The 22,567-nt window shown below is 65.0% G+C and carries 21 protein-coding genes and 1 other RNA gene; 10 read left to right on the plus strand and 12 right to left on the minus strand.

The window, feature by feature from the left end; all coding sequences use genetic code 11:
- Positions 1–58: 58 nt before the first annotated feature.
- From XH98_RS03440 to XH98_RS03470, 7 genes are all read right to left on the minus strand, one after another.
- The gene (locus tag XH98_RS03440) at positions 59–526 is read right to left on the minus strand and encodes a nuclear transport factor 2 family protein (protein ID WP_271617802.1); all 468 of its coding nucleotides are present in this window, start codon (positions 524–526) and stop codon (positions 59–61) included.
- Between the two features lie 77 nt (positions 527–603).
- Positions 604–1,053, minus strand: a complete 450-nt coding sequence (gene ybgC / locus XH98_RS03445) for a tol-pal system-associated acyl-CoA thioesterase (protein ID WP_082813630.1) — start codon at positions 1,051–1,053, stop codon at positions 604–606.
- 69 nt (positions 1,054–1,122) lie between these two features.
- Positions 1,123–2,046 (minus strand): metallophosphoesterase, encoded by a 924-nt coding sequence (locus tag XH98_RS03450; RefSeq protein ID WP_271617803.1) that lies wholly within the window; start codon positions 2,044–2,046, stop codon positions 1,123–1,125.
- A gap of 131 nt (positions 2,047–2,177) precedes the next feature.
- Positions 2,178–3,236 (minus strand): Holliday junction branch migration DNA helicase RuvB, encoded by a 1,059-nt coding sequence (gene ruvB, locus XH98_RS03455; RefSeq protein ID WP_057759275.1) that lies wholly within the window; start codon positions 3,234–3,236, stop codon positions 2,178–2,180.
- Between the two features lie 124 nt (positions 3,237–3,360).
- Entirely contained in the window at positions 3,361–3,978 is a 618-nt protein-coding gene (gene ruvA, locus XH98_RS03460) for a Holliday junction branch migration protein RuvA (RefSeq protein ID WP_057759278.1), read from the minus strand.
- Positions 3,975–4,502 carry a crossover junction endodeoxyribonuclease RuvC gene (ruvC, locus tag XH98_RS03465; protein ID WP_220002060.1) on the minus strand — a complete coding sequence of 176 codons (528 nt, stop codon included), beginning with the start codon at positions 4,500–4,502 and terminating at the stop codon, positions 3,975–3,977. Before ruvC ends, ruvA begins: the two co-directional genes overlap by 4 nt.
- Before the next feature lie 71 nt (positions 4,503–4,573).
- On the minus strand, positions 4,574–5,320 hold the full coding sequence (locus XH98_RS03470) for a YebC/PmpR family DNA-binding transcriptional regulator (RefSeq protein ID WP_271617804.1): 747 nt from the start codon (positions 5,318–5,320) through the stop codon (positions 4,574–4,576).
- Positions 5,321–5,528: 208 nt separating this feature from the next.
- Here XH98_RS03470 and XH98_RS03475 point away from each other — a divergent pair, with 208 nt between their 5' ends.
- The 4 genes from XH98_RS03475 (at position 5,529) to XH98_RS03490 (ending at position 11,725) form a co-directional block, all read left to right on the plus strand.
- Positions 5,529–7,277 carry a methyl-accepting chemotaxis protein gene (locus XH98_RS03475; RefSeq protein WP_271617805.1) on the plus strand — a complete coding sequence of 583 codons (1,749 nt, stop codon included), beginning with the start codon at positions 5,529–5,531 and terminating at the stop codon, positions 7,275–7,277.
- A gap of 469 nt (positions 7,278–7,746) precedes the next feature.
- Positions 7,747–8,211 (plus strand): (2Fe-2S)-binding protein, encoded by a 465-nt coding sequence (locus XH98_RS03480; protein WP_271617806.1) that lies wholly within the window; start codon positions 7,747–7,749, stop codon positions 8,209–8,211.
- A gap of 8 nt (positions 8,212–8,219) precedes the next feature.
- Entirely contained in the window at positions 8,220–10,385 is a 2,166-nt protein-coding gene (locus tag XH98_RS03485; RefSeq protein ID WP_271617807.1) for a xanthine dehydrogenase family protein molybdopterin-binding subunit, read from the plus strand.
- On the plus strand, positions 10,382–11,725 hold the full coding sequence (locus XH98_RS03490) for a c-type cytochrome (RefSeq protein ID WP_271617808.1): 1,344 nt from the start codon (positions 10,382–10,384) through the stop codon (positions 11,723–11,725). Before XH98_RS03485 ends, XH98_RS03490 begins: the two co-directional genes overlap by 4 nt.
- A gap of 244 nt (positions 11,726–11,969) precedes the next feature.
- On the opposite strand, the gene XH98_RS03495 is transcribed toward XH98_RS03490, so the two are convergent.
- The 5 genes from XH98_RS03495 to XH98_RS03515 all read right to left on the minus strand — a co-directional run bounded on the left by XH98_RS03495 (position 11,970) and on the right by XH98_RS03515 (position 14,631).
- Complete coding sequence (locus tag XH98_RS03495) at positions 11,970–12,794, minus strand: TIGR00282 family metallophosphoesterase (RefSeq protein WP_057759294.1); 825 nt, start codon at positions 12,792–12,794, stop codon at positions 11,970–11,972.
- Positions 12,772–13,365, minus strand: a complete 594-nt coding sequence (locus XH98_RS03500; RefSeq protein WP_271603829.1) for a 5-formyltetrahydrofolate cyclo-ligase — start codon at positions 13,363–13,365, stop codon at positions 12,772–12,774. Before XH98_RS03500 ends, XH98_RS03495 begins: the two co-directional genes overlap by 23 nt.
- A 205-nt stretch (positions 13,366–13,570) precedes the next feature.
- A non-coding RNA gene (gene ssrS, locus XH98_RS03505) (6S RNA) lies at positions 13,571–13,731 on the minus strand.
- Positions 13,732–13,960: 229 nt separating this feature from the next.
- Positions 13,961–14,344 (minus strand): cell division protein ZapA, encoded by a 384-nt coding sequence (locus XH98_RS03510; protein ID WP_057759298.1) that lies wholly within the window; start codon positions 14,342–14,344, stop codon positions 13,961–13,963.
- Positions 14,341–14,631 carry a DUF4164 domain-containing protein gene (locus XH98_RS03515; protein ID WP_409363888.1) on the minus strand — a complete coding sequence of 97 codons (291 nt, stop codon included), beginning with the start codon at positions 14,629–14,631 and terminating at the stop codon, positions 14,341–14,343. Before XH98_RS03515 ends, XH98_RS03510 begins: the two co-directional genes overlap by 4 nt.
- Before the next feature lie 329 nt (positions 14,632–14,960).
- Between XH98_RS03515 and tkt the strand changes: the two genes are divergently transcribed.
- From tkt to XH98_RS03545, 6 genes are all read left to right on the plus strand, one after another.
- Positions 14,961–16,946, plus strand: coding sequence for a transketolase (gene tkt, locus XH98_RS03520; RefSeq protein WP_057759302.1), 1,986 nt, complete (start codon positions 14,961–14,963; stop codon positions 16,944–16,946).
- A gap of 172 nt (positions 16,947–17,118) precedes the next feature.
- A complete protein-coding gene (gap, locus tag XH98_RS03525) occupies positions 17,119–18,126 on the plus strand; it encodes a type I glyceraldehyde-3-phosphate dehydrogenase (protein ID WP_271603827.1) in 1,008 nt (335 codons plus the stop codon).
- A gap of 135 nt (positions 18,127–18,261) precedes the next feature.
- Positions 18,262–19,458, plus strand: coding sequence for a phosphoglycerate kinase (locus XH98_RS03530; RefSeq protein WP_271617809.1), 1,197 nt, complete (start codon positions 18,262–18,264; stop codon positions 19,456–19,458).
- A 66-nt stretch (positions 19,459–19,524) separates the two neighbouring features.
- On the plus strand, positions 19,525–20,592 hold the full coding sequence (gene fba / locus XH98_RS03535) for a class II fructose-bisphosphate aldolase (RefSeq protein ID WP_271603825.1): 1,068 nt from the start codon (positions 19,525–19,527) through the stop codon (positions 20,590–20,592).
- A 255-nt stretch (positions 20,593–20,847) separates the two neighbouring features.
- Positions 20,848–21,888 (plus strand): class I fructose-bisphosphate aldolase, encoded by a 1,041-nt coding sequence (locus XH98_RS03540; protein WP_271617810.1) that lies wholly within the window; start codon positions 20,848–20,850, stop codon positions 21,886–21,888.
- A 3-nt stretch (positions 21,889–21,891) separates the two neighbouring features.
- Complete coding sequence (locus tag XH98_RS03545; protein WP_271617811.1) at positions 21,892–22,560, plus strand: thiamine phosphate synthase; 669 nt, start codon at positions 21,892–21,894, stop codon at positions 22,558–22,560.
- Positions 22,561–22,567 lie beyond the last annotated feature (7 nt).

A 22,567-nucleotide genomic window follows, 5' to 3' on the forward strand; every position in this document is an offset into this window, starting at 1 on the left:
TGTACCGGCCGGGCCTGCATGGTTCGAGACGGCGCTTCGCATGAGGATTGAGAGTTACTCAGAACGGATCCGTCCCCAGTCCCGGCACATCCGCCGGCCGCGGTCCCGGCGCGGGCCAGTGAAACCGCCGATCCATCTCCGCAATCATGATGTCGTTGATCGAGGCCTCGCGCCGCCGCATCAGACCGTGCTCGTCGAACTCCCACTGCTCGTTGCCGTAGGAGCGATACCACTGTCCACCGGCGTCGTGCCATTCATACTGGAAGCGCACCGCGATGCGGTTGCCATCGAAGGCCCAGAGATCCTTGATCAGGCGGTAGTCCTGCTCCTTCTCCCATTTACGGGTGAGGAAGGCGACGATGGCTTCTCGACCTTGAAATACTTCGGAGCGATTGCGCCAGCGGCTGTCCTCGGTATAGGCGAGCGAGACACGTACCGGGTCACGTGAATTCCAGGCGTCCTCGGCCATGCGGGCCTTTTGCGCGGCGGTCTCACGGGTGAAGGGCGGAAGCGGCGGGCGCGACATGAGGGCCTCATCAGTTTGCAAGGCCGCAATCTATCGCCACACGCGGCGGAGTCGAGAGGTGATCCCCTATCGACCGATCACGAAATCAGATCGGCCTTCATCAGCGTACGGATCGATTTCGGGATCGGCTGGGCGCGGCCGCCGCTGATGAAGGCGACGCGCACCTCGGCCTTGACCAGCACGTCCTCACCACGCCGCACCTCCTGCGCCAGCATGATGGACGCCCCCTTCACCGCGACCGGCCAGGTCACGACGTCAAGCACGTCGTCCATCCGCGCCGGCTTGAGGAAGTCCAGATGCATCGAGCGCACCACGAAGGCGAAGCCAGCACCTTCCGTCTCGACCTGATCGAACAGCGCCTGCTGCTCGGCGCCCATCAGACGCAGGTGATTGGTGCGCCCGCGCTCCATGTAGCGCAGATAGTTGGCGTGGTAGACGATGCCGGAGAAATCCGTGTCCTCGTAATAGACGCGGACCTGCATGTGATGGCGGCCGTCGCGGATCTCGCCGTCGAGATGAGCTGTCACGTCGCGAGCCTCTTCGCTTGTCGCTACAGGTCCGTTTTTGCGCAAAAACGGCCGGCAGCGCAAGCACGGCTAAGACACCGTTGCCACCGGCGGCCGCCCCAGCGTCACCTCGACAATCTCCGGCGGCACGCCGACGCGGACCGGGATGATGCTGCAACCGAGGCCGCCGGAGATGACGACGTCGCATTTCAGCCGGAGATGGCCATAGACGAGCGGAACGCCATGCTGCTGCCGAAGCGCCGGCGACCAGCCGAGCAAGCGGACCTGTCCGCCATGGGTGTGACCGGACAGTTGCAGCGCAACGCGCGCGGGCACGCGCGTCGCGATATAGGGCTCATGCGCGAGAAGAATGATCGGCGCGTCGTCGGTGATCTTTGCGAGCGTCGCATCGAGATCGTCGGCCCCAAAACTGCTCGCGTGACCATAGCGCGGCCCGGCAACATAAGCGAGCTGATCACCGAGGCCCGCAAGCCAGAATGAGCGGCCGTCCTTGCTCAGACGCACAACGTCGTTCTCGTAGACGGGAATGCCAGCCGTCTCCAGCGCACGATGGGCGACCGTCGGCCCGTGCCCGGCCAGTTGCACGACCTTGTCGTCCCAATAGTCATGATTGCCCATGACAGCATGAACACCAAGCGGCGCCTTCAGGCCAGCCAGCACCCTCGCCCACTCTCCGGCCGGGATAACGCGGGTGACGTGGTGATGGCCGGCGACATAGTCGCCGAGCAGGGCGATCAGATCGGGCTTGAGCGCGTTGGTCTGGTCGACGATGGCCTCGATCCGCTCCAGCGACATCCAGGGATCGCAGGCATGGATGTCGGCGATTGCGGCGATCTTCAGTGGCAAGTCCGCAGGCCATTGTCGCGGCATCGGATGATAGCGCGTGATGCGGGGCCGCAGCTCCGGCTCGACGCCGACGCCATAGGCGGCCGTCGAGATGCCAAGCGCCGAAAGGCCGCCGACAGAACGGATGAGATGACGCCGAGAGATCATGGAAGCCTGCTTGTGATGCGCTTCCGTAATGCAGCCCGATTGGAGCGGAATTGGGGTGCGCTTGTGCAGATCATCTGCACAGATGATTACCGGAAGTTCATGATAGCCAGAGCACAGCGCGTTACCGCAGATCACTCGTCGCTGTCATCGGTGCCGAACAAGCCGAACTGCGCCGTCGCATCGCGCGAAGGCTCGGCGATGCCGAGATGGCGGAAGGCGTGCGAGGTGAGCAGGCGACCGCGCGGGGTGCGCTGCAGATAGCCGCACTGGATCAGATAGGGTTCGATGATGTCTTCGATCGCATCGCGTGGCTCGGACAGCGCCGCGGCCATCGTCTCCACGCCGACCGGACCGCCACCGTAGTTCGTCGCGATGGTCGTGAGGTAGCGGCGATCCATGGCGTCGAGGCCGGCGGCATCGACCTCGAGCGCGCTCAATGCATGGTCGGCGATCTTGCGGTCGATCTTGTCGGCATCGGCGGCTGAGGCGAAATCACGCACGCGACGCAACAGGCGGCCTGCGATACGCGGCGTGCCGCGGGCGCGGCGCGCAATCTCGTTGGCGCCGTCAGCGCTCATGCCGACATTGAGCACGCGCGCACCGCGGGTGACGATGCTCTCCAGCTCCTCGATCGTATAGAAGTTGAGCCGGACCGGAATGCCGAAGCGATCGCGCAAGGGATTGGTGAGCAGGCCCGCACGCGTGGTGGCGCCGACGAGGGTGAACTTCGACAGCTCGATCTTCACCGAGCGCGCCGCCGGCCCCTCTCCGATGATGAGGTCGAGCTGAAAATCCTCCATCGCGGGATAGAGCACCTCCTCCACCGCCGGATTGAGACGATGAATCTCGTCGATGAACAGCACGTCGCGCTCTTCGAGATTGGTCAGCAGCGCGGCGAGATCGCCGGCCTTGGCAATCACGGGGCCCGACGTCGCACGAAAGCCGACGCCGAGTTCCTTCGCCACGATCTGCGCCAGCGTGGTCTTGCCGAGGCCGGGCGGGCCGACGAACAGCACGTGATCCAGCGCTTCGCCGCGCTTGCGCGCCGCCTCGATGAAGATCGAGAGATTCTTGCGCGCCTGCTGCTGGCCGACGAAGTCGGACAGCGATTGCGGACGCAGCGCGGTGTCGCCGACATCGTCGCTGCGGCGCTCGGGCGAGACCATGCGGTTGGCTTTGGGATCGCTCACTCAGCGAACTCCTCGTAGGGTGGGCAAAGGCGCCCTTCGCGCCGTGCCACCATGTCTCCGATCAATCCGAAGGTGGTGGGCACGCTCCGCTTTGCCCACCCTACGAGATTGAGCCTTGCAGCCCTCACTTCGAGAGCTCCTTCAGTCCAAGGCGAATGAGCTGTGCCGTTTCGGCGTTCTCACCTGCGCTGCGCGAGGCCGAGGCGATCGCCGCAGCCGCCTGCGGCTGGCCATAACCGAGATTGACCAACGCGGAGATCGCATCGGCAACGGGGCGCGGTGCACGCTGGTCGTCCATGGCCCCGGCAAGATGCACGACGGCGGGATCGACACTGGCGAAAGCCGGCGCCTTGTCCCTCAGCTCGGTGACGATGCGCTCGGCGACCTTCGGCCCGACGCCCGGCGTACGCGCCACCGCGGCCTTGTCGCGCAGAGCAATTGCGTTGGCGAGATCGGCCGGCACCAGCGTGCCGAGCACCGCGAGCGCGACCTTGGCGCCGACGCCCTGCACGGTCTGCAGCAGCCGAAACCATTCGCGCTCCTGGTCGGTGCGGAAGCCGAACAGCTTGATCTGGTCCTCGCGAACGTAGGTCTCGATCGACAAGACGGCCGCTTCGCCCGGTGACGGCAAATGCTGCAAGGTGCGAGACGAGCAATGCACCTGATAACCGACGCCGCCGACGTCGAGGATCACAAAATCCTCGCCATAGGAATCGATCAGGCCCTTGAGCTTACCGATCATAGTCCCGCCACCTTCAGCCGCAGCGCCGTGCTCTGGCGGTGATGGGCGTGGGTGATGGCGATGGCAAGCGCATCGGCGGCATCGGCTGACGGCGGCTCAGCCTTGGGCAACAGAATTTTCAGCATCATCGCGATTTGCTGCTTGTCGGCATGGCCGGCGCCGACCACCGTCTTCTTCACCTGGTTCGGCGCGTATTCGGCGACGGAGATGCCGAACATTGCGGGCGCCAGCATGGCGACGCCCCGGGCCTGGCCGAGTTTCAGCGTCGCGACGCCGTCCTTGTTCACAAAGGTCTGCTCGACGGCCGCTTCCATCGGCTGATGGCTGGAGAGAATGGCCGCGAGCCCCTCGTGGATCGCCAGTAGCCGGTTCGACAGCGGCAGATCGTCGGGCGGTTCCACCGAACCGCAGGCGACATAGATCAGGCGGTTGCCCTCAGCCTCGATCACGCCCCAGCCGGTGCGGCGCAGGCCGGGGTCGATGCCGATGATGCGAACGGGTTGGCGAATCGGGAGCGCGGTCATGGGCCAGTGATAGCGGTTGGCCCATGATAGCGAAACAGAAACAGAACAGAAGTCCCCGGAGAAAGGGACCCTCAGCCGCCCATCTTCGCCATCAGGGTGTCCGATACCTCGAAATTGGCGTAGACGTTCTGGACGTCGTCATGCTCGTTGAGCAGGTCCATCAGCTTGAGCAGCTTCTCGCCGGTCTCGTCGTCGACCGCGACCGTGTTCTGCGGCTTCCAGATCAGCGCGGCTTTGCGCGGCTCGCCGAACCTGGCTTCCAGTGCCTTGGCGACGTCGCGATAGCTTTCCGTTGAAGCGTAGATTTCGTGGCCGCCCTCGCCCGAGACCACGTCGTCGGCGCCGGCCTCGATCGCGGCATCCAGCACTGCGTCGTCATCGGCAACGCTGCGGTCATATTCGATGATGCCGGTGCGGTCGAACATGAAGGAGACCGAACCGGTTTCGCCGAGATTGCCGCCGGATTTGGTGAAGAAGGAGCGGATGTCGGAGGCGGCGCGGTTGCGGTTGTCGGTCAGGGCCTCGACGATGACGGCGACGCCGCCCGGGCCGTAGCCCTCGTAGCGGATCTCGTCATAATTTTCGCCATCGCTGCCGAGCGCTTTCTTGATGGCGCGCTCGATATTGTCCTTCGGCATGTTCTCCTGCCGCGCGGCGATCACGGCGGCGCGCAGGCGGGGGTTCATGGCGGGGTCGGGCGTGCCGAGCTTGGCTGCGACGGTGATTTCCCGCGCCAGCTTGCCGAACAGCTTCGACTTCTGGGCATCCTGCCGCCCCTTGCGGTGCATGATGTTCTTGAATTGGGAATGTCCGGCCATGCGTGATCTTCTCTAGGGAATCGTGCGTCAAAGGTAAGCCTGGGGATGCGCGGCCTTATAGGCCGCCAACCCACCGGAATGAAAGAGCCTCTCATACTTTAAGGTAAGATCGTAGAGGCCAGTGCCCAGAACTCAGGCACCGTTAACCCTGATTTCATCCCGGCCTGCAAAAATAGCGTCCGCCCATCTTCCGACAAGAGTAGTCCCAATGGCGTTCGCATTTTTCCGGAAGCGCCTGCCCGACATGGTGACGCCAGCAGCAAGCCCGCAGACCGCGGTGCCGGTCGCCCAGCCCGCGCCCGCTCCGGCCACGGAAGCCGATTCGGCCCGCGAGATCCTGGAACTGCTGGAACTCGAGCTCGGCGCCATGATTCGCCAGCTCGAGCGCGCCGCCAATTCGGTGGCGGGCGGCGCCGATGCGACCGCGGCGACGCTCGCCGATATCCGTAGGCGTACCGACGCGCTGACCGGGCGGACCAATGCCGCGCAGTCCAACGCCTCGAGCTTTGCGGATGCCGCCGACAAGTTCACCCAATCCGCGCGAGGCATCGGCACGCAGGTCCGCGAGGCCGGCAAGCTCGCCGATCAGGCCAGCGCCGCGGCGCAGGAAGCGCGCGAAAATGTCGACCGCCTGCGCGAATCCTCTGCGGCGATCGGCAACGTCGTCAACCTGATCGCCCAGATCGCGCGGCAGACCACACTGCTCGCCCTCAACTCGACCATCGAAGCCGCGCGCGCCGGCGCTGCCGGCAAGGGCTTTGCCGTCGTCGCGACCGAGGTGAAGGCGCTCGCGGTGCAGACCCAGAGCGCGACGGAGGAGATCTCCAAGAAGATCGACGCGCTGCAGCGCGACGCCGCCGGCTCCGTCGACGCGGTGCACCGGATCTCGCAGGCGATCGAGGCGATCCGCCCGGTGTTCGACACCGTCAACGGCGCGGTGGCCGAGCAGAATGCCACCACCAGCGAGGTGTCAGGCAACGCCAGCAGCGCCTCGCAATTCATCATCGCCGTCGGCGAGAGCGCGGCCGAGATCGACGCCGCGACCAAGGCGGCCGAGGCTCACGGCGAGAACGTCGCCAGCACCGGCAAGGCCGTGACGACCTTCGCGCAGAAGCTGAAATCGCGCTGCGCGGTGCTGCTCAAGCAGAGCGAGCACGACGACCGCCGCAAGACCGAGCGCCTGCCCTGCCATCTCAAATTCGACAGCGCGCGCGGCGTGCTGCCGGTCTATGAGATCGCGATGGACGGCGTCTTGATCGGCGGCACGGAAGCATCCAGGCTCGCAGCCCAGGCGATCATCGACGGCAGCCTCGAAGATATCGGCGCCTGCCGCCTGCGGGTGATCGAGCAATCCAAGGCCGGCGCCCGCACGCAGTTCGTCAGTCCCAATGCCGAACTGCGCGAAAAGATCGAAGACAAGCTCTGGTCGATCCACGAGGAGAACACCGAGTTCGTCACCCGCGCGATGGAGGCCGGCAACGCGCTGACAAAAATCTTCGAGCAGGCCGTCGCGCGCGGCGAGGTCAAGATGGACGACCTCTTCGACACCGACTATGCGGAGATCGCGGGCACCAATCCGCAGCAATACCGCACGAAATATCTCGACTGGGCCGACCGCGCGCTGCCGCCGTTCCAGGAGGCCTTCCTCGCCAAGGAGCCGCGCATGGCGTTCTGCGCCATGGTCGACCGCAACGGCTTCCTGCCTGTTCACAACAAGATCTATTCACATCCGCAGCGGCCGGGCGATGTCGCCTGGAACACGGCCAATTGCCGCAACCGCCGCATCTTCAACGATGCAGCGGGGCTCGCGGCTGCGCACAACCAGCGCTCCTATCTGATCCAGAGCTATGCGCGCGACATGGGCAACGGCAACACGGTGATGATGCGCGAGATCGACGTCCCGATCCGCGTGCAGGGCCGGCACTGGGGTGGCTTTCGCACGGCTTACAAGCTGTAGCGAGCAAAATATCGAAAACAACCCCATGCACAGTAGCCGGGGCGTGAGGAATCAACGGCTTGGCGCCGCATCCCGCGCCGGCGCCTGATGCCCGTTGACTCGTCGGGCAAAACACGTGGGGCGTGGGCACAGCAACATTCCGTGCGTCTCTCGCAGCCTCACAACTTTCCCAATCGCACGAATTTCGTCATCGCATGATTTTGCGTGTTCGCACGATTGTCTTGCTCCGATCGACGGCGTCAGGACGAAAATGCGTCAAAACATGACGATTATCATATCAATTAGCCCAAAAGCTTTGCAGCAATCGCCGCACAAATTCGTGAACGTCATGGCGTGACGCTTCGCCGGCGCAGATATGCATTGCTGCGAATTTGAAAGCTTCATCGTTGCGCATCGGTATGATTATGGTCGCGCGAAATTTCGCCGAGCAGGTCGCCGCAAGCGATCCGGTGCGAGCAAGGGGATGCATATGGCAACAGTTCTCACCATCAACGGCGAAACGAAATCGTTCGATGCACCACCTGACATGCCGCTGCTGTGGGTGCTGCGCGACATCCTGGGGATGACCGGCACCAAGTTCGGCTGCGGCATCGCGCAATGCGGCGCCTGCACGGTGCATGTCGACGGCAAGGCGGTGCGCTCCTGCGTGCTTCCGGTCAGCGCGGTCGGAAGCCGCGCCATCACCACTATCGAGCATGTCGGCACGACGCCCTCAGGTGCGAAGGTGCAGAAGGCCTGGCTGGAGGCCGAAGTGGTCCAGTGCGGCTACTGCCAGTCCGGCCAGATCATGGCGGCCGCCGCGCTGCTGGCGACAACGCCCAATCCTGACGATGCCGACATCGATGCCGCGATGGCCGGCAACATCTGCCGCTGCGGCACCTATGTGCGCATCCGCGAGGCGATCAAGCTCGCCGCCACCGGCAAGCAGGCGTGAGGTCCACCATGAATGCACACGACACTGTCTCCCGCCGTTCGCTCCTGACCGGCGGCCTCGCAGGCGGCTTCCTGCTCGCCTTCCATTTGCCGCTGCGTGCCGCCCCGAACGAGCCGGTGCAGACGGACGCGACCGACGGAAAGTTCGCGCCGAACGCCTTCATCCGCATCGACGAGACCGGCCGCACCGTGCTGATGATGCCCCAGGTCGAGATGGGTCAGGGCACGTATACCTCGATCTCGGCGGTGATCGCCGAAGAGCTCGACGCCGATTGGAGCAAGGTCGAGGTGCAGCACGCTCCGCCCAACGACAAGCTTTACGGCAACCCGACCTTCGGCCTGCAGGTTACCGGCAATTCCAATTCGATCCGCGCCTGGTGGCTGCCGCTGCGCAAGGCCGGCGCGACCGCGCGCGCGATGCTGGTGCAGGCAGCAAGCAGCCAATGGGGCGTCGACGCTGCAAGCTGCACGGCTTCGAAGGGCGAGGTCGCCCATGCCGCGAGCGGCCGCAAGCTTGGCTATGGCGAGCTGGCGCTTGCCGCGCAGAGCCAGACACCGCCCAAGGACATCGCGGTTAAGGACCCCAAGGATTTCGTTCTGATCGGCCAGCCGCTGAAGCGGCTCGACACGCCGGACAAGGTCAACGGCAAGGCGCTCTACGGCATCGACGCGATCCTGCCCGGCATGAAGATCGCCGCGATCGCCAATTGCCCTGTGTTCGGCGGCAAGCTCGGCAAGGTCGACGACAGCGCGGCGATCAAAGTCGCCGGCGTGCGCAAGGTCGTCGTGCTCGACGACGCGGTTGCCGTGATCGGCGACCACATGTGGGCAGCGCAGAAAGGCCTCGAAGCCCTCAAGATCGAGTGGAACGAGGGGCCTAATGCCAAGATCTCCAGCAAGGACGTCTGGGACGATTTGCGCAAGGCCAGCGAGAAGGACGGCGCGGTCGCCAAGTCGACCGGTGATATCGCCAAGGCGCTCGTCACTGGCGACAAGTTCGAGGCGGCGTACGAACTGCCGTTCCTGGCGCACGCCTCGATGGAGCCGATCAACGCCACCGTCCATGTCAGGCCAGATGCCTGCGAGATCTGGACCGGCACGCAGATCATGACGCGGGTGCAGTCGGAGGCGGCGAAGGCCGCCGGACTTCCCGTCGACAAGGTGATCGTCAATCAGCACCTGCTCGGCGGCGGCTTTGGCCGCAAGCTCGAGCCTGATATGGTGGTTGCGGCGGTGAAAATCGCAAAGCAGGTCGACTATCCCGTCAAGGTGATCTGGACGCGCGAGGAAGACATCCAGCACGATGTCTACCGTCCGGTTTATCGCGACCAGATCACGGCCTCGCTGGTCGACGGCAAGGTCGCGGCCTGGAAGTACAAGGTCGCGGGATCTGCGATCCTGGCGCGGTGGCTGCCGCCTGCGTTCCAGAAGGGTATCGACATCGACGCGATCGATGCCGCGGTCGATGCGCCCTACGACTTCGCCAACTTCCATGTCGAATTTGTCCACGCCGAGCCGCCGGCGGTGCCGACCGGCTTCTGGCGCGGCGTCGGTCCGAACAACAATGTGTTCGCGATCGAATCCGCCATGGACGAGTTGGCGCGCAAGGCCGGTAAGGACCCGGTCGAATTCCGCCGGGCCATGCTGACGAAGAATCCGCGCATGCTTGCGGTGCTCAATCAGGTGGCCGAAAAGTCCGGCTGGAGCCAGCCATTGCCGGCGCGCGTCGGCCGCGGCGTCTGCGTGCAGCCGTCCTTCGCGAGCTTCATCGCGACCGTGGTGGAGGCCGAGATCGACGACATCGGCGAGATCGTGCTCCGCCGTGTCACCTCGGTCGTGGACACCGGCATTGCGGTCAACCCTGATACGGTGAAGGCGCAGATCGAGGGCGGCCTGATCTTCGGTCTCACCGCCGCACTCTATGGCGAGATCACCATCGACAAGGGTCGCGTGCAGCAGTCGAACTTCCACGACTACCGCATGATGCGCATCAACGAGACCCCGAAGGTCGAGGTCATCGTGGTCAAAAGCGGCGAAGCGCCCGGCGGCATCGGCGAGGCCGGCGTCAACGCCGGACCACCGGCGCTACGCAACGCGATTTACGCGGCAACCGGTGTGGCGCTGCGGCGCCTGCCGATTGATCGGAAACTGCTGGCTGCGGGGAGGAAGGCATGAACAGGACAATGCGTATCCTCGCAAGCCTCGTCGTGATCGCCATCGTTGCGGTGGGGATCGGCGTCTTCATCATCCGAGGACCGGGGCCGCTCGATTTTGCCGGCGGCGCCAAGGTGGCGCTGGCGGATGACCGCGCCGGCAAGCCGACCGGTGCGCCCGCCAAGTTGGAGAAAGCGAGCCTGGTCGAGCGCGGCGAATATCTGGCGAAGGCAGCCGACTGCATGGTCTGCCACACCAAGCCCGGCGAGACGGACTATGCCGGCGGGCTGGCGTTCAAGCTGCCCTTCGGCACGCTCTATTCCACCAACATCACGCCGGACAAGGACACCGGCATCGGCAATTACAGCGACCAGGATTTTCTCAACGCGGTCCAGCGCGGCAAGCGCCATGACGGCGCACGGCTTTATCCGGCAATGCCCTACACGTCCTACACCTACATGAGCGACGAGGACGTGCTGGCGGTGAAGGCCTATCTGTTCAGCCTGCCGGCGGTGCACGCCAAGGCGCCCGACAACACGCTGTCGTTCCCGTTCAACCAGCGCTGGGCGATGATCTTCTGGTCGGCCGTGTTCAATCCCGACACGCGCTTTGCGCCTGATACCTCGAAGAGCCCGGAGTGGAACAGAGGCGCGTATCTCGTCGAAGCGCTGGCGCATTGCGGCGAGTGCCACACCCCGCGCAATCTCGGCTTCGCGCTCGACAACCGCAAGAAGTTTGCAGGCGCGATCACCGCCGGCTGGCACGCCTTCAATATCTCCTCGGACAAGGCGACGGGTCTCGGCAACTGGAGCGATCAGGACCTGATCTCGTATCTGTCGCTCGGCCACGCGCCGGGCCACGGCTCGGCCTCGGGTCCGATGGGCGAAGCCGTCGACCACAGCTTCCGCCAGTTCGCGCCGGAGGACATCCGTTCCATTGTTGTTTACTTGCGCAGCGTGCCGCCGGTTGCCTCGCCCGACCTGCCGGCCACGACGGCTCCGGTCGCGCCCGCCTCGCACAAGGACGGCGTGACAGCGGATGCCCGCGGCAAGAAAGTCTTCGCCAGCGCCTGCGCCAGCTGTCACGGCTGGAGCGGCGAGAGCCCGGTCTCGCCGATGGCAACGCTGACCGGCACCTGGGCCGTCAACGATCCCGCCGCCACCAACGTCGCGCAGATCGTGATCTCCGGCACCATCAGGCACACGCCTGAAGGCGCGCTGTCGATGCCGGCGTTCGGCAAGGCGTATAGCGACGACGAGATCGCGGCGGTGGTGAATTACGTCACGGCGCGTTTCGGGACGAAGGGCTCGAAGCTGACGGCGAAGGATGTGGCGGAGTTGAGGGAGCAGACGGCGGAGTAGCGCGATGATGGGATTGATGCGCGATCGCGCGTCGATCTCCGCTGTCGTCCCGGCCTAGTGCGCAATTGCGCACTAGGCCGGGACGACACCGCGTGTGTGGGCGCGACCGTTCAGCTCAACCAGTATCGTAGGGTGGGCAAAGCGAAGCGTGCCCACGCGCTTTGCGAACATGGAGAGAGATCGTGGCCACGGCGCAAGTGCGCCTTTGCCCACCCTACGATTTCGGAGAGTGTAGCTTCGTTCTTCAGCTCAACCAGAATTTCGGTGTTGCCGGCTCCAGCCTTCCACCGACGCGCACCGGTGCGATGCGTAGCGCGAGCCCCGTCGCGTCATCCGTCTCCACGGCCACACCGCTGAGCGTCGCCACGCCCGCAGCCGGCTCGAACCGGCCCGACGGAATCCCCGACGTGAATCGGCGCAGCGGCTCTTCCTTCTGCATGCCGATGATCGAATCGTAGTCGCCGGTCATGCCGGCATCGGTCATGTAGGCGGTGCCGCCCGAGAGGATCTGATGGTCGGCGGTCGGCACATGCGTGTGGGTGCCGACGACGAGGCTGGCGCGGCCGTCGCAGAAGAAGCCGATGCCCTGCTTCTCGCTGGAGGCCTCGCAATGGAAGTCGACGACGATGGCATCCGCGGCGACGCCGAGCGGACAGGCGCCCAGCTCGCGCTCGAGCGCGGCAAAGGGATCGTCGAACGGGGTCATGAAGACGCGGCCCAAAGCGTTGACGACGAGGGCATGCTTGCCGTTCTTGGTCTCGACCAAAGCGGCGCCGCGGCCGGGCGTGCCGCGCGGATAGTTCGCGGGCCGCACCAGGCGCTCGGCGCGCTCGATGAAGACAAGCGCTTCGCGCTGGTCCCAGGAGTGATTGCCCAGGGTCACCGCGTCGGCACCGGCGTCGAGAAACTCCTGATAGATCGCTTCCGTGATGCCGAAGCCGCCGGCCGAATTCTCGCCGTTGACCACGACGAAATCGAGCGACCAGTCCTTGACCATGCCGGGCAGATATTCGGCGACGGCGCTACGCCCGCTGCGGCCGACGACATCACCCACGAAGAGAATGCGCAACTTCAGAACTCCGGAAATCGAACACGTCGCTTTCCGTTAGCACATAATCCAGCGCCACGTCGTGCGATAGTGCCGGAACCGCCTTGATCTCCTGCGCAGCGAAAGCGAGCCCGATGCCGACGATGTGCTTCGCTTTCCGCAAATGCGCGAAGGTGAAATCGTAATGCCCCGCGCCATAGCCGATGCGATGGCCGAGGCGGTCGAACGCTGCGAGCGGCGTCAGCATGATATCGGGAATGACCTCGGCGGCCGCGGGCGACGGCTCGGGAATGCCGAGCGGGCCGAGCATCAGGCGGTCGCTCGGATGGAAGATGCGGAAGATCAGCGACTGGCCGCGCGCGGTGACGCAAGGCAGCGCCAGCCTGGCGCCGTCCTCAGCGAGCTTCTTCATCAGCGGCAGCGGATCGATCTCGCTGCGGATCGGCGAATAGCCGGAGACGATGCTGCCCGGCAGCAGCTCGAACGGCAGCCCACGCCTGGCGAGCTTTGCAGCGGCGGCGATGCGCTTCTTCTCGCTGAGCGCATCGCGCGCCGCGAGGGCTTTGGCGCGAAGTTCGGATTTGGTGGTCATACGTGCTTGCTCCGCTGTCATCACCCGCCCTGTGCGCAATTGCGCACTGGAGCGGGTGATCCAGTATTCCAGAGACGTCAGTGCTTGAACCTCGACGCCGCGGCGTACTGGATGCCCCGCCTGCGCGGGGCATGACACCGAGCTTCAATTGAACCGCAAGCGTGTCGGGGACGCAATTCGACAGGCACGAACCAGAAGGAAAAAGTGCGAAGCCGCGGACGCCGTTGAAGCACTCGATCCCGGAGTTCCCTACGAAAGTAGGTGGGCACCATATGTCCGGGCCCACGGGCCCGGCCAGGGACAGTTCCCTAAAGGATCGATAAGGCCCCGGGGATATATGGCTCCTGACGCACGTCGCAGCCTCGCTGGAGCAATGTAACAACGATACTGACGAATCGCCAGCCCGCTCGAGAACGCCGAGCTGCATGCCAGGCCGAAAAGTGCGCTCCCCGACAGTCATTCCGGGGCGCGCGAAGCGCGAACTATGGTGCGCAATTGCGCACCTGAGAATCCATCGGGCCGCAGGCGCTGCGGAAGAATGGATTCCGGGCTCGCGCCAAGAGGCGCGCCCCGGAATGACGGCGGAGTGCCGCCACTACCCGATCGCAATCCCGTTGCCGACGGTGCGGTTCAGCACCTGGGTCGATTTCTCGATGCGCTCGGCGGCGGCGTTCAGGGCGTTGACCACGGCGGTCTGGGTCATGCGGGCGCGCTCGACGGCGGCGTTGCGGAAATCCCGGAGCTCGACCAGCTCCTGCTCCATGGTGCGGATGCGGTTGCCAGCGTCGATCAGCTCGTCGCAGACGGTCAGGGCTGCCATCACGGTGAGGCGCGCATCGCCGATCTCGCCGAACTTTCCGCGCAACGACTGGATCCGCGTCTCCAGGCTCTCGGCAAGCTTGAGCAGCCGCACCTCCTGGCCCTCCTCGCAGGCCATGCGGTATTGCCTTGCGTTGATGGTGACGTTGATGTGGCTCATCCGTCCTCTCCGGTATCGAGCACCGAGCGTATCGTGACGATCGCGGAATCCAGCCGGTCGGAGATCTCGCGATTGACGCGCTCGAGCTTGCGCGCCTTCACCAGCGCGCCGTCGAGCTCGTCGGCAAGGCGTGAGCGGTCGGCGCCCAGCGCCTGGATCCGCGTCGCAAGCTCGTTCTCGTCGCGATCGGCATCACGCCTTCGCTCGACCGCGCTTTCGAGCGCGTCGAGCGCCGCCGTGAGTCTGCGGGTCGCGATCTCGATCTCGACGGCGGACGACTCCGTCATGGCAGAGCTTTTGGATACGCGATCGTTCATGCAGTCAGCGGCGGAACCCTGTGGGCTTTGCCCGTGGCCTTCATCTCGGGGCTTGCCGTCCGGCAAAAGACTCGGTTCGGCAAGCGGTTAGAAGCAGAAATTTACGTGGCAAGCTAGCCAAGCGCAACGCCGCCGCGAAACTATGCACCGATAAGCAGCTTTTCGCGCCGTGGCGCGTTCGATTGCCTTGGACTCCCGGAACCGAGGTGCTATCCCAGCCCCGACCTTCAGTGGCCGAAAGGCTCCTTTCCGCGCGGGCGAATCGCCGCCAAGCGCTTCATTTCAGACGGATTTCAGACATGACGCAGGTCGACCACAACCGCATGGCCAACGCGATCCGCGGCCTCTCGATGGACGCTGTCGAGAAAGCGAAATCGGGCCATCCCGGCCTGCCGATGGGCGCTGCCGACATCGCCACGGTGCTGTTCACGCAATTCCTGAAATTCGATGCCGCAGCGCCGGCCTGGCCGGATCGCGACCGCTTCGTGCTCTCGGCCGGCCACGGCTCGATGCTGCTCTACTCGCTGCTGTACTTGACCGGCAATTCCGAAATGACGCTGGACCAGATCAAGCAGTTTCGCCAGGTCGATTCGCTGACGCCGGGGCACCCGGAGAACTTCCGCACCAAGGGCATCGAGACCACCACCGGCCCGCTCGGCCAGGGCATCTCGACCGCGGTCGGCATGGCGCTGGCCGAGAAGATGCTCGCCGCCGAGTTCGGCAAGAAGATCGTCGACCACCATACCTATGTGCTCGCCTCCGACGGTGACCTGATGGAGGGCGTGTCGCAGGAAGCGATCGCGATGGCCGGCCACTGGAAGCTCGGCAAGCTGATCGTGCTCTACGACGACAACGGCATCTCGATCGACGGCCCGACCTCGATCTCCGATTCGGTCGACCAGGTGAAGCGCTTCAAGTCGGCGGGCTGGGCCGCCGAGAAGATCGACGGCCACGACCAGGCTGCGATCGCGGCTGCGATCACCCGCGCGCAAAAATCCAACAAGCCGACGCTGATCGCCTGCCGCACCACCATCGGCTTCGGCGCGCCGCACAAGGCCGGCACCGCCAAGGCGCATGGCGAAGCCCTCGGCGCCGACGAGCTGAAGGCCGCCAAGGAAAATCTCGGCATCTCGCTCGAGCCGTTCTCGGTGCCCGATGACGTGCTGAAAGCCTGGCGCGCAGCCGGAAGCCGCGGCGCGGCGGCGCGTCAGGAGTGGGAGGCTCGGCTCGGTGAGCTCGGCAGCCGCAAGCGCGCCGAGTTCGAACGCCGCCTGCGCCATGAGCGCCCGGCTTCGCTCGCCAAAGCCATGCGCGCCTACAAGAAGGAACTGCTGGAAAAGCCGCTTGTCGCGGCCACCCGCAAATCGTCCGAAGCGGTCATCGAAGTGATCGCCGGCGCGATGCCGATGGAATTCCTCGCAGGCTCCGCCGACCTCACCGGCTCCAACAACAACAAGGCGAAGTCGGCGACCGCGTTCTCGGCCAAGACGCCGAAGGGCCGCTTCATCCATTACGGCATCCGCGAGCACGGCATGGCGGCTGCGATGAACGGCATCTTCCTGCATGGCGGCTTCGCGCCGAACGGTGCAACCTTCCTGGTGTTCACCGACTATGCGCGGCCTGCCATGCGTCTCGCCGCATTGATGGGCGCCGGCGTCGTCTACGTGATGACGCACGATTCCATCGGCCTCGGCGAGGACGGCCCGACCCATCAGCCGGTCGAGCATCTCTCGGCGCTCAGAGCCATTCCCAACATGCGCGTGTTCCGTCCCTGCGATGCCATGGAAGTCGCCGAGTGCTGGGAGCTTGCGCTGAACCGCGTGGACGGCCCGACCGTGCTGGCGTTGACCCGCCAGAACCTGCCGCAGCTCCGCACCACCGCGCCGAACGACAACCCTTGCGCGGCGGGCGCCTACGAACTGGTTCCGGCACAGGGCGAAGCCAAGGTGTCTCTGTTCGCGTCCGGCTCCGAGGTCGAGATCGCGGTGGCCGCCCAGAAGCAGCTCGCCGAGCGCGGCATCGCGTCACGGGTGGTTTCGGTGCCCTCGCTCGAGCTGTTGTTAGCGCAACCAGAAGCCAAGCGCGCGGCGATCATCGGCAACGCGCCGGTGAAGGTCGCGATCGAGGCTGCGGTGCGCTGGGGCTGGGATGCCGTGATCGGCCAGGATGGCGAATTCGTGGGCATGCATTCCTTCGGCGAAAGCGGTCCGGCGAAGGAGCTTTTCAAGCATTTCGGCATTACCGCCGAGGCGACGGTTAACGCTGTGCTGAAGCGCGTTTCCTGAGAGTTGAGCTTGCCAAAAAAAAGGACTACGTAAGGTCCCATATGATCAAGCACCGCCCGGCCGAACCGGGCGTCCGCCTCTAAAAAACCCTCGCAGGCGCGCAAAGCGCGCGCTGTGCGGGATGATGGGGTCATTGAACAGCCGTCACTGAACGGTCATAAGGAGACGAAACATGGCAGTCCGCGTTGGAATTAACGGTTTTGGTCGCATCGGCCGCAACGTCCTGCGGGCTATCGCCGAGTCCGGCCGCAAGGACATCGAGGTCGTCGGCATCAACGATCTCGGCCCGGTCGAGACCAATGCCCATCTCCTCCGCTATGACAGCGTCCATGGCCGCTTCCCCGGCACCGTGACCGTCGAGGGTGACTCGATCAACCTCGGAGGCGGCAAGATCAAGGTCACCGCCGAACGCGATCCCTCAAAACTGCCCTGGAAGGATCTCGGCGTCGACATTGCGCTGGAATGCACCGGCATCTTCACCTCGAAGGACAAGGCCTCCGCGCATCTGACCGCCGGCGCCAAGCGCGTGCTGGTCTCCGCGCCCGCCGACGGCGCCGACGCCACCATCGTCTTCGGCGTCAACCACGAGACGCTGACGAGGGATCACCTGGTCGTCTCCAACGGTTCCTGCACCACCAACTGCCTCGCGCCGATCGCCAAGGTGCTGAACGACCTCGTCGGCATCGAGACCGGCTTCATGACCACGATCCACGCCTATACCGGCGACCAGCCGACGCTGGACACGCTGCACAAGGATCTCTATCGCGGCCGCGCGGCGGCGATGTCGATGATCCCGACCTCGACCGGCGCCGCCAAGGCCATCGGCCTGGTGCTGCCCGAGTTGAAGGGCAAGCTCGACGGCGTCGCGATCCGCGTGCCGACCCCGAACGTCTCGGTCGTCGACCTCAAGATCGTCGCCAAGCGCGCAACCGACGCTAAGGAAATCAACGCGGCGATGAAGCGCGCCAGCGAGCAGCAGCTCAAGGGCGTGCTCGGCTACACCAATGCGCCGAACGTCTCGATCGACTTCAACCACGACCCGCACTCCTCGACCTTCCATGAGGACCAGACCAAGGTGCAGAACGGCACGCTGGTGCGCGTGATGTCCTGGTACGACAACGAGTGGGGCTTCTCGAACCGCATGGCCGACACCGCCGTTGCGATGAGCAAGGTGATCTGAGGATCTGGCGCCTTCCAGTTGCTCCGTCATTCCGGGATGGTCCGAAGGACCAGACCCGGAATCTCGAGGTTCCGGGTTCGCCCTTCGGGCGCCCCGGAACGACTCCCTAGAGGCCCGGGACAAGAGAGCCCAGAGATGACCAACAAATTCCGCACCCTCGACGACGTCGACGTGAAGGGCAAGCGCGTGCTGCTGCGCGTCGATCTCAACGTGCCCATGGACAATGGCCGCGTCACCGACGCGACCCGGCTCGAGCGCGTCGCGCCGACCATCAACGAAATCGCGGACAAGGGCGGCAAGGTGATCCTGCTCGCGCATTTCGGCCGGCCGAAGGGACGCGACCCCAAGGAGTCGCTGAGGCCCGTCGCGGAAGCGCTGGCGAACGTCTTGAAGAGGCCCGTCGCCTTCGCTGACGACTGCATCGGCGAGCCTGCGGCCAAGGCCGTTGCAGCGTTGAAGGATGGCGACATCCTGTGTCTGGAAAACACCCGCTTCCACAAAGAGGAAGAAAAGAACGATCCGGCCTTCGTCGCGGAGCTGGCAAAGCTCGGCGACATCTGGGTCAACGACGCGTTCTCGGCGGCGCACCGCGCTCATGCCTCGACCGAAGGTCTCGGCCACAAGCTGCCGGCCTATGCCGGCCGCACCATGCAGGCCGAGCTCGACGCGCTGGAGAAGGCGCTGGGCTCGCCGACCAAGCCTGTTATCGCCATCATCGGCGGCGCCAAAGTCTCGACCAAGATCGACCTCCTGGAAAACCTCGTGACCAAGGTCGATGCGCTCGTCATCGGCGGCGGCATGGCCAACACCTTCCTGCATGCCCAGGGCGTCGCGATCGGCAAGTCGCTGGCCGAGAAGGAGCTTGCGCCCACGGCGCTGCGGATCATGGAGAAGGCGGAAGCCGCCAATTGCGCCATCATCCTGCCGGTCGACGCCACCGTCGCCTACCATTTCGCGGCGAATGCGCCCTCGCATGCCTACGGCCTCGATGCGATTCCGGCCGACGGCATGATCCTCGACGTCGGCCCGCAATCGATCGTGCGCGTCCAGGCCGCGATCGACGATGCCGCCACGCTGGTGTGGAACGGGCCGCTCGGGGCGTTCGAGATACAGCCGTTCGACCGCGCCACGGTCGCGGCCGCCAAGCACGCGGCCGAGCGCACCAAGGCCAAGAAGCTGATCTCGATCGCGGGCGGCGGCGACACCGTCGCGGCCCTCAACCAGGCCCATGTGGCAGGTCAATTCACCTATGTCTCGACCGCCGGCGGCGCATTTCTTGAATGGATGGAAGGCAAGCCGCTGCCCGGCGTCGAAGTGCTTCGCACCAAGTAACTTGGCAGCAAGTCATCAATAGGCCTTTCAAGTCAGCTTGCAGGCCCAAACGGGAGAAATAGACAGATGGCTCGGATCACGTTGCGTCAATTGCTCGACCATGCGGCTGAGAACGATTACGGCGTACCGGCCTTCAACATCAACAATATGGAGCAGGCGCTGGCGATCATGGACGCGGCCAACCAGGTCGACGCGCCCGTCATCATTCAGGCCTCGCGCGGCGCGCGCTCCTACGCCAACGACGTCATGCTCAAGCACATGATGGACGCGGTGACCGAGATCTATCCGCACATTCCGGTGTGCGTGCATCTCGATCACGGCAACGAGCCCGCGACCTGCATGACCGCGATCCAGGCCGGCTTCACCTCTGTCATGATGGACGGCTCGCTCAAGGCCGACGGCAAGACCCCCGGCGACTGGGCCTACAATGTCGGCGTCACCAAGACCGTGACCGACATGGCCCATCTCGGCGGCATCTCGGTCGAGGGCGAGCTCGGCGTGCTCGGCTCGCTCGAAACCGGCATGGGCGACAAGGAGGACGGCCACGGCGCCGAAGGCAAGCTGTCGCATGATCAGTTGCTGACCAATCCGGACGAGGCCGTGAAATTCGTGCAGGAGACCAGGGTCGACGCGCTCGCGATCGCGATGGGGACTTCTCACGGCGCCTACAAATTCACCCGCAAGCCTGACGGCGACATCCTCGCCATGAACGTGATCGAGGAGATCCACCGCAAGCTGCCGAACACCCATCTGGTCATGCACGGCTCGTCGTCGGTGCCGCAGGACCTGCAGGACATCATCAACGCCTATGGCGGCAAGATGAAGCCGACCTGGGGCGTGCCTGTTGCCGAGATCCAGCGCGGCATCAAGAACGGCGTGCGCAAGATCAACATCGACACCGACAACCGCATGGCCATGACCGGCCAGATCCGGAAGGTGCTGAAGGACAATCCGGAAGAGTTCGATCCGCGCAAATATTTGAAGCCGGCGATGGAAGCCATGACCAAGCTGTGCAAGCAGCGGCTGCAGGAGTTCAACACCGCAGGCCAGGCCTCGAAGATCAAGAAGGTGCTGACCACCGCCGAGATGGCCAAGCGCTACGCCAAGGGCGAGCTGGATCCCCGCGTCGCGTAAGCCCACTTTCCCGTCATTCCGGGACACGCCAACGGGTCCGCGCGAACGCGCGGCCCGATGACATACTCCGCGTGGGCCCGGAATCCATCGGGCTACCGTCGACGCAAATCGATGGATTCCGGGCTCGCGCCAACAGGCGCGCCCCGGAATGACCGGTCTCCCGCCCCTCCCCTGCGACCAACGTTGTCTCGGCAATTGCCCGAGAACGGTCTATTTTCACGGGCAAGGGCAGAATCGTTTTGGGAGGACCTCTCGATGAATCTGACTGAGCTCAACAGGATCGCGACCGCCATGGTCGCACCGGGCAAGGGCATCCTTGCCGCCGACGAATCCTCCGGCACCATCAAAAAGCGGTTCGACGCGATCGGCGTGGAATCGACGGAAACGAACCGCCGCGACTATCGCGAAATGCTGTTCCGCGCCAAGGAGGCCATGAGCCAGTACATCTCCGGGGTGATTCTCTATGACGAGACGATCTGGCAGGATGCCAAGGACGGCACGCCGCTGATCAAGCTGATCGAACAGAGCGGCGCCATCCCCGGCATCAAGGTCGACGAGGGCACGCAAGCCTTACCGATGTGCCCGGGCGAGCTCGTCACCGTCGGGCTCGACAAGCTGGCCGAGCGGCTGAAGAGATATTACGAGCGCGGGGCGCGCTTCGCCAAATGGCGCGCGGTGATCGATATCGGCAGCGGCACTGACGGCCGGGGCATTCCCTCGATGACCGCGATCAGCGTCAATGCGCATGCACTGGCGCGCTACGCCGCGCTGTGCCAGACCGCGCAGATCGTGCCGATCGTCGAGCCGGAGGTGCTGATGGACGGCGACCACGACATCGACCGCTGCTATGAGGTCACGAGCCGCGTGCTCAACAAGACGTTCCAGGAATTGCGGGTGCAGCGCGTCGCGCTGGAAGGCATGGTGCTGAAGCCGAACATGGCGATATCAGGAAAGAAGTGCCCGAAGCAGGCTTCCGTCGAGGAAGTCGCGGAGAAGACGATCCGGCTGCTCAGGGCCTGCGTGCCCGCGGCGGTCCCCGGCATCGCCTTCCTCTCCGGCGGCCAGTCGGACGAGGAGGCGACCGCGCATCTCAACGCCATGCACAAGCTCGGCCCGTTACCTTGGGGCCTGACCTTCTCCTACGGCCGCGCGCTGCAGGCCGCGCCGCAGAAGGCCTGGTCGGGAAGGCCCGAGAATGTTACGGCCGGACAGAACGCATTCAGTCATCGTGCCCGCATGAACGGCCTCGCCTCCAGGGGCGAATGGCAAAGCAGCCTGGAAAAGAAGGCAGCCTAGACCTTGTCGAACAAATCGCCTTCGCCGCGCCCGGCGCCGCGTCTCTATCTCGCGACGCCTGTGGTCGATGATCCCGCTGCGCTCCTTGCCGAGTTGCCCGATCTGCTCGCAGCCGTCGATGTCGCAGCCGTGCTGGTGCGGCTGAAGGAGACCGACCAGCGCACCATGATCTCGCGGATCAAGGCGCTGGCGCCGGTCGTGCAGAACGCCGGCGCGGCCCTGCTCATCAACGGCCACCCCGAGATCGTCGCGCGCGGCGGCGCCGATGGCGCGCATCTTTCAGATATCGCCGCGCTGGAAGAGGCGATGCCATCGCTCAAGCCCGATCGCATCGCCGGCGTCGGCGGGCTCGAGACGCGCCACGAATCCATGAATGCGGGCGAGATGGGCGCCGATTACGTGCTGTTCGGCGAGCCCGACAAGAAGGGCCAGCGGCCCTCGGCCCAGGCGATCGCCGAGCGGCTGGACTGGTGGGCCGAGCTGTTCGAGCCCCCCTGCGTCGGCTTCGCCGCCTCGATCGAAGAGGCTTACGACTTCGCCGCCAGCGGCGCCGATTTCGTGCTGGTCGGCGATTTCATCTGGGCCGATCCACGTGGGCCCAAGGCCGCGCTGATCGAGGCCGACGCCGCAATCAAGCAGGCCTTCGCGGCGGCTGCCGTGGGCCAGGGCTAGCAGGCGA

Origin of the sequence: Bradyrhizobium sp. CCBAU 51745, assembly GCF_028128715.1 — a bacterium.
In the GTDB taxonomy this organism is placed as follows: domain Bacteria; phylum Pseudomonadota; class Alphaproteobacteria; order Rhizobiales; family Xanthobacteraceae; genus Bradyrhizobium; species Bradyrhizobium manausense.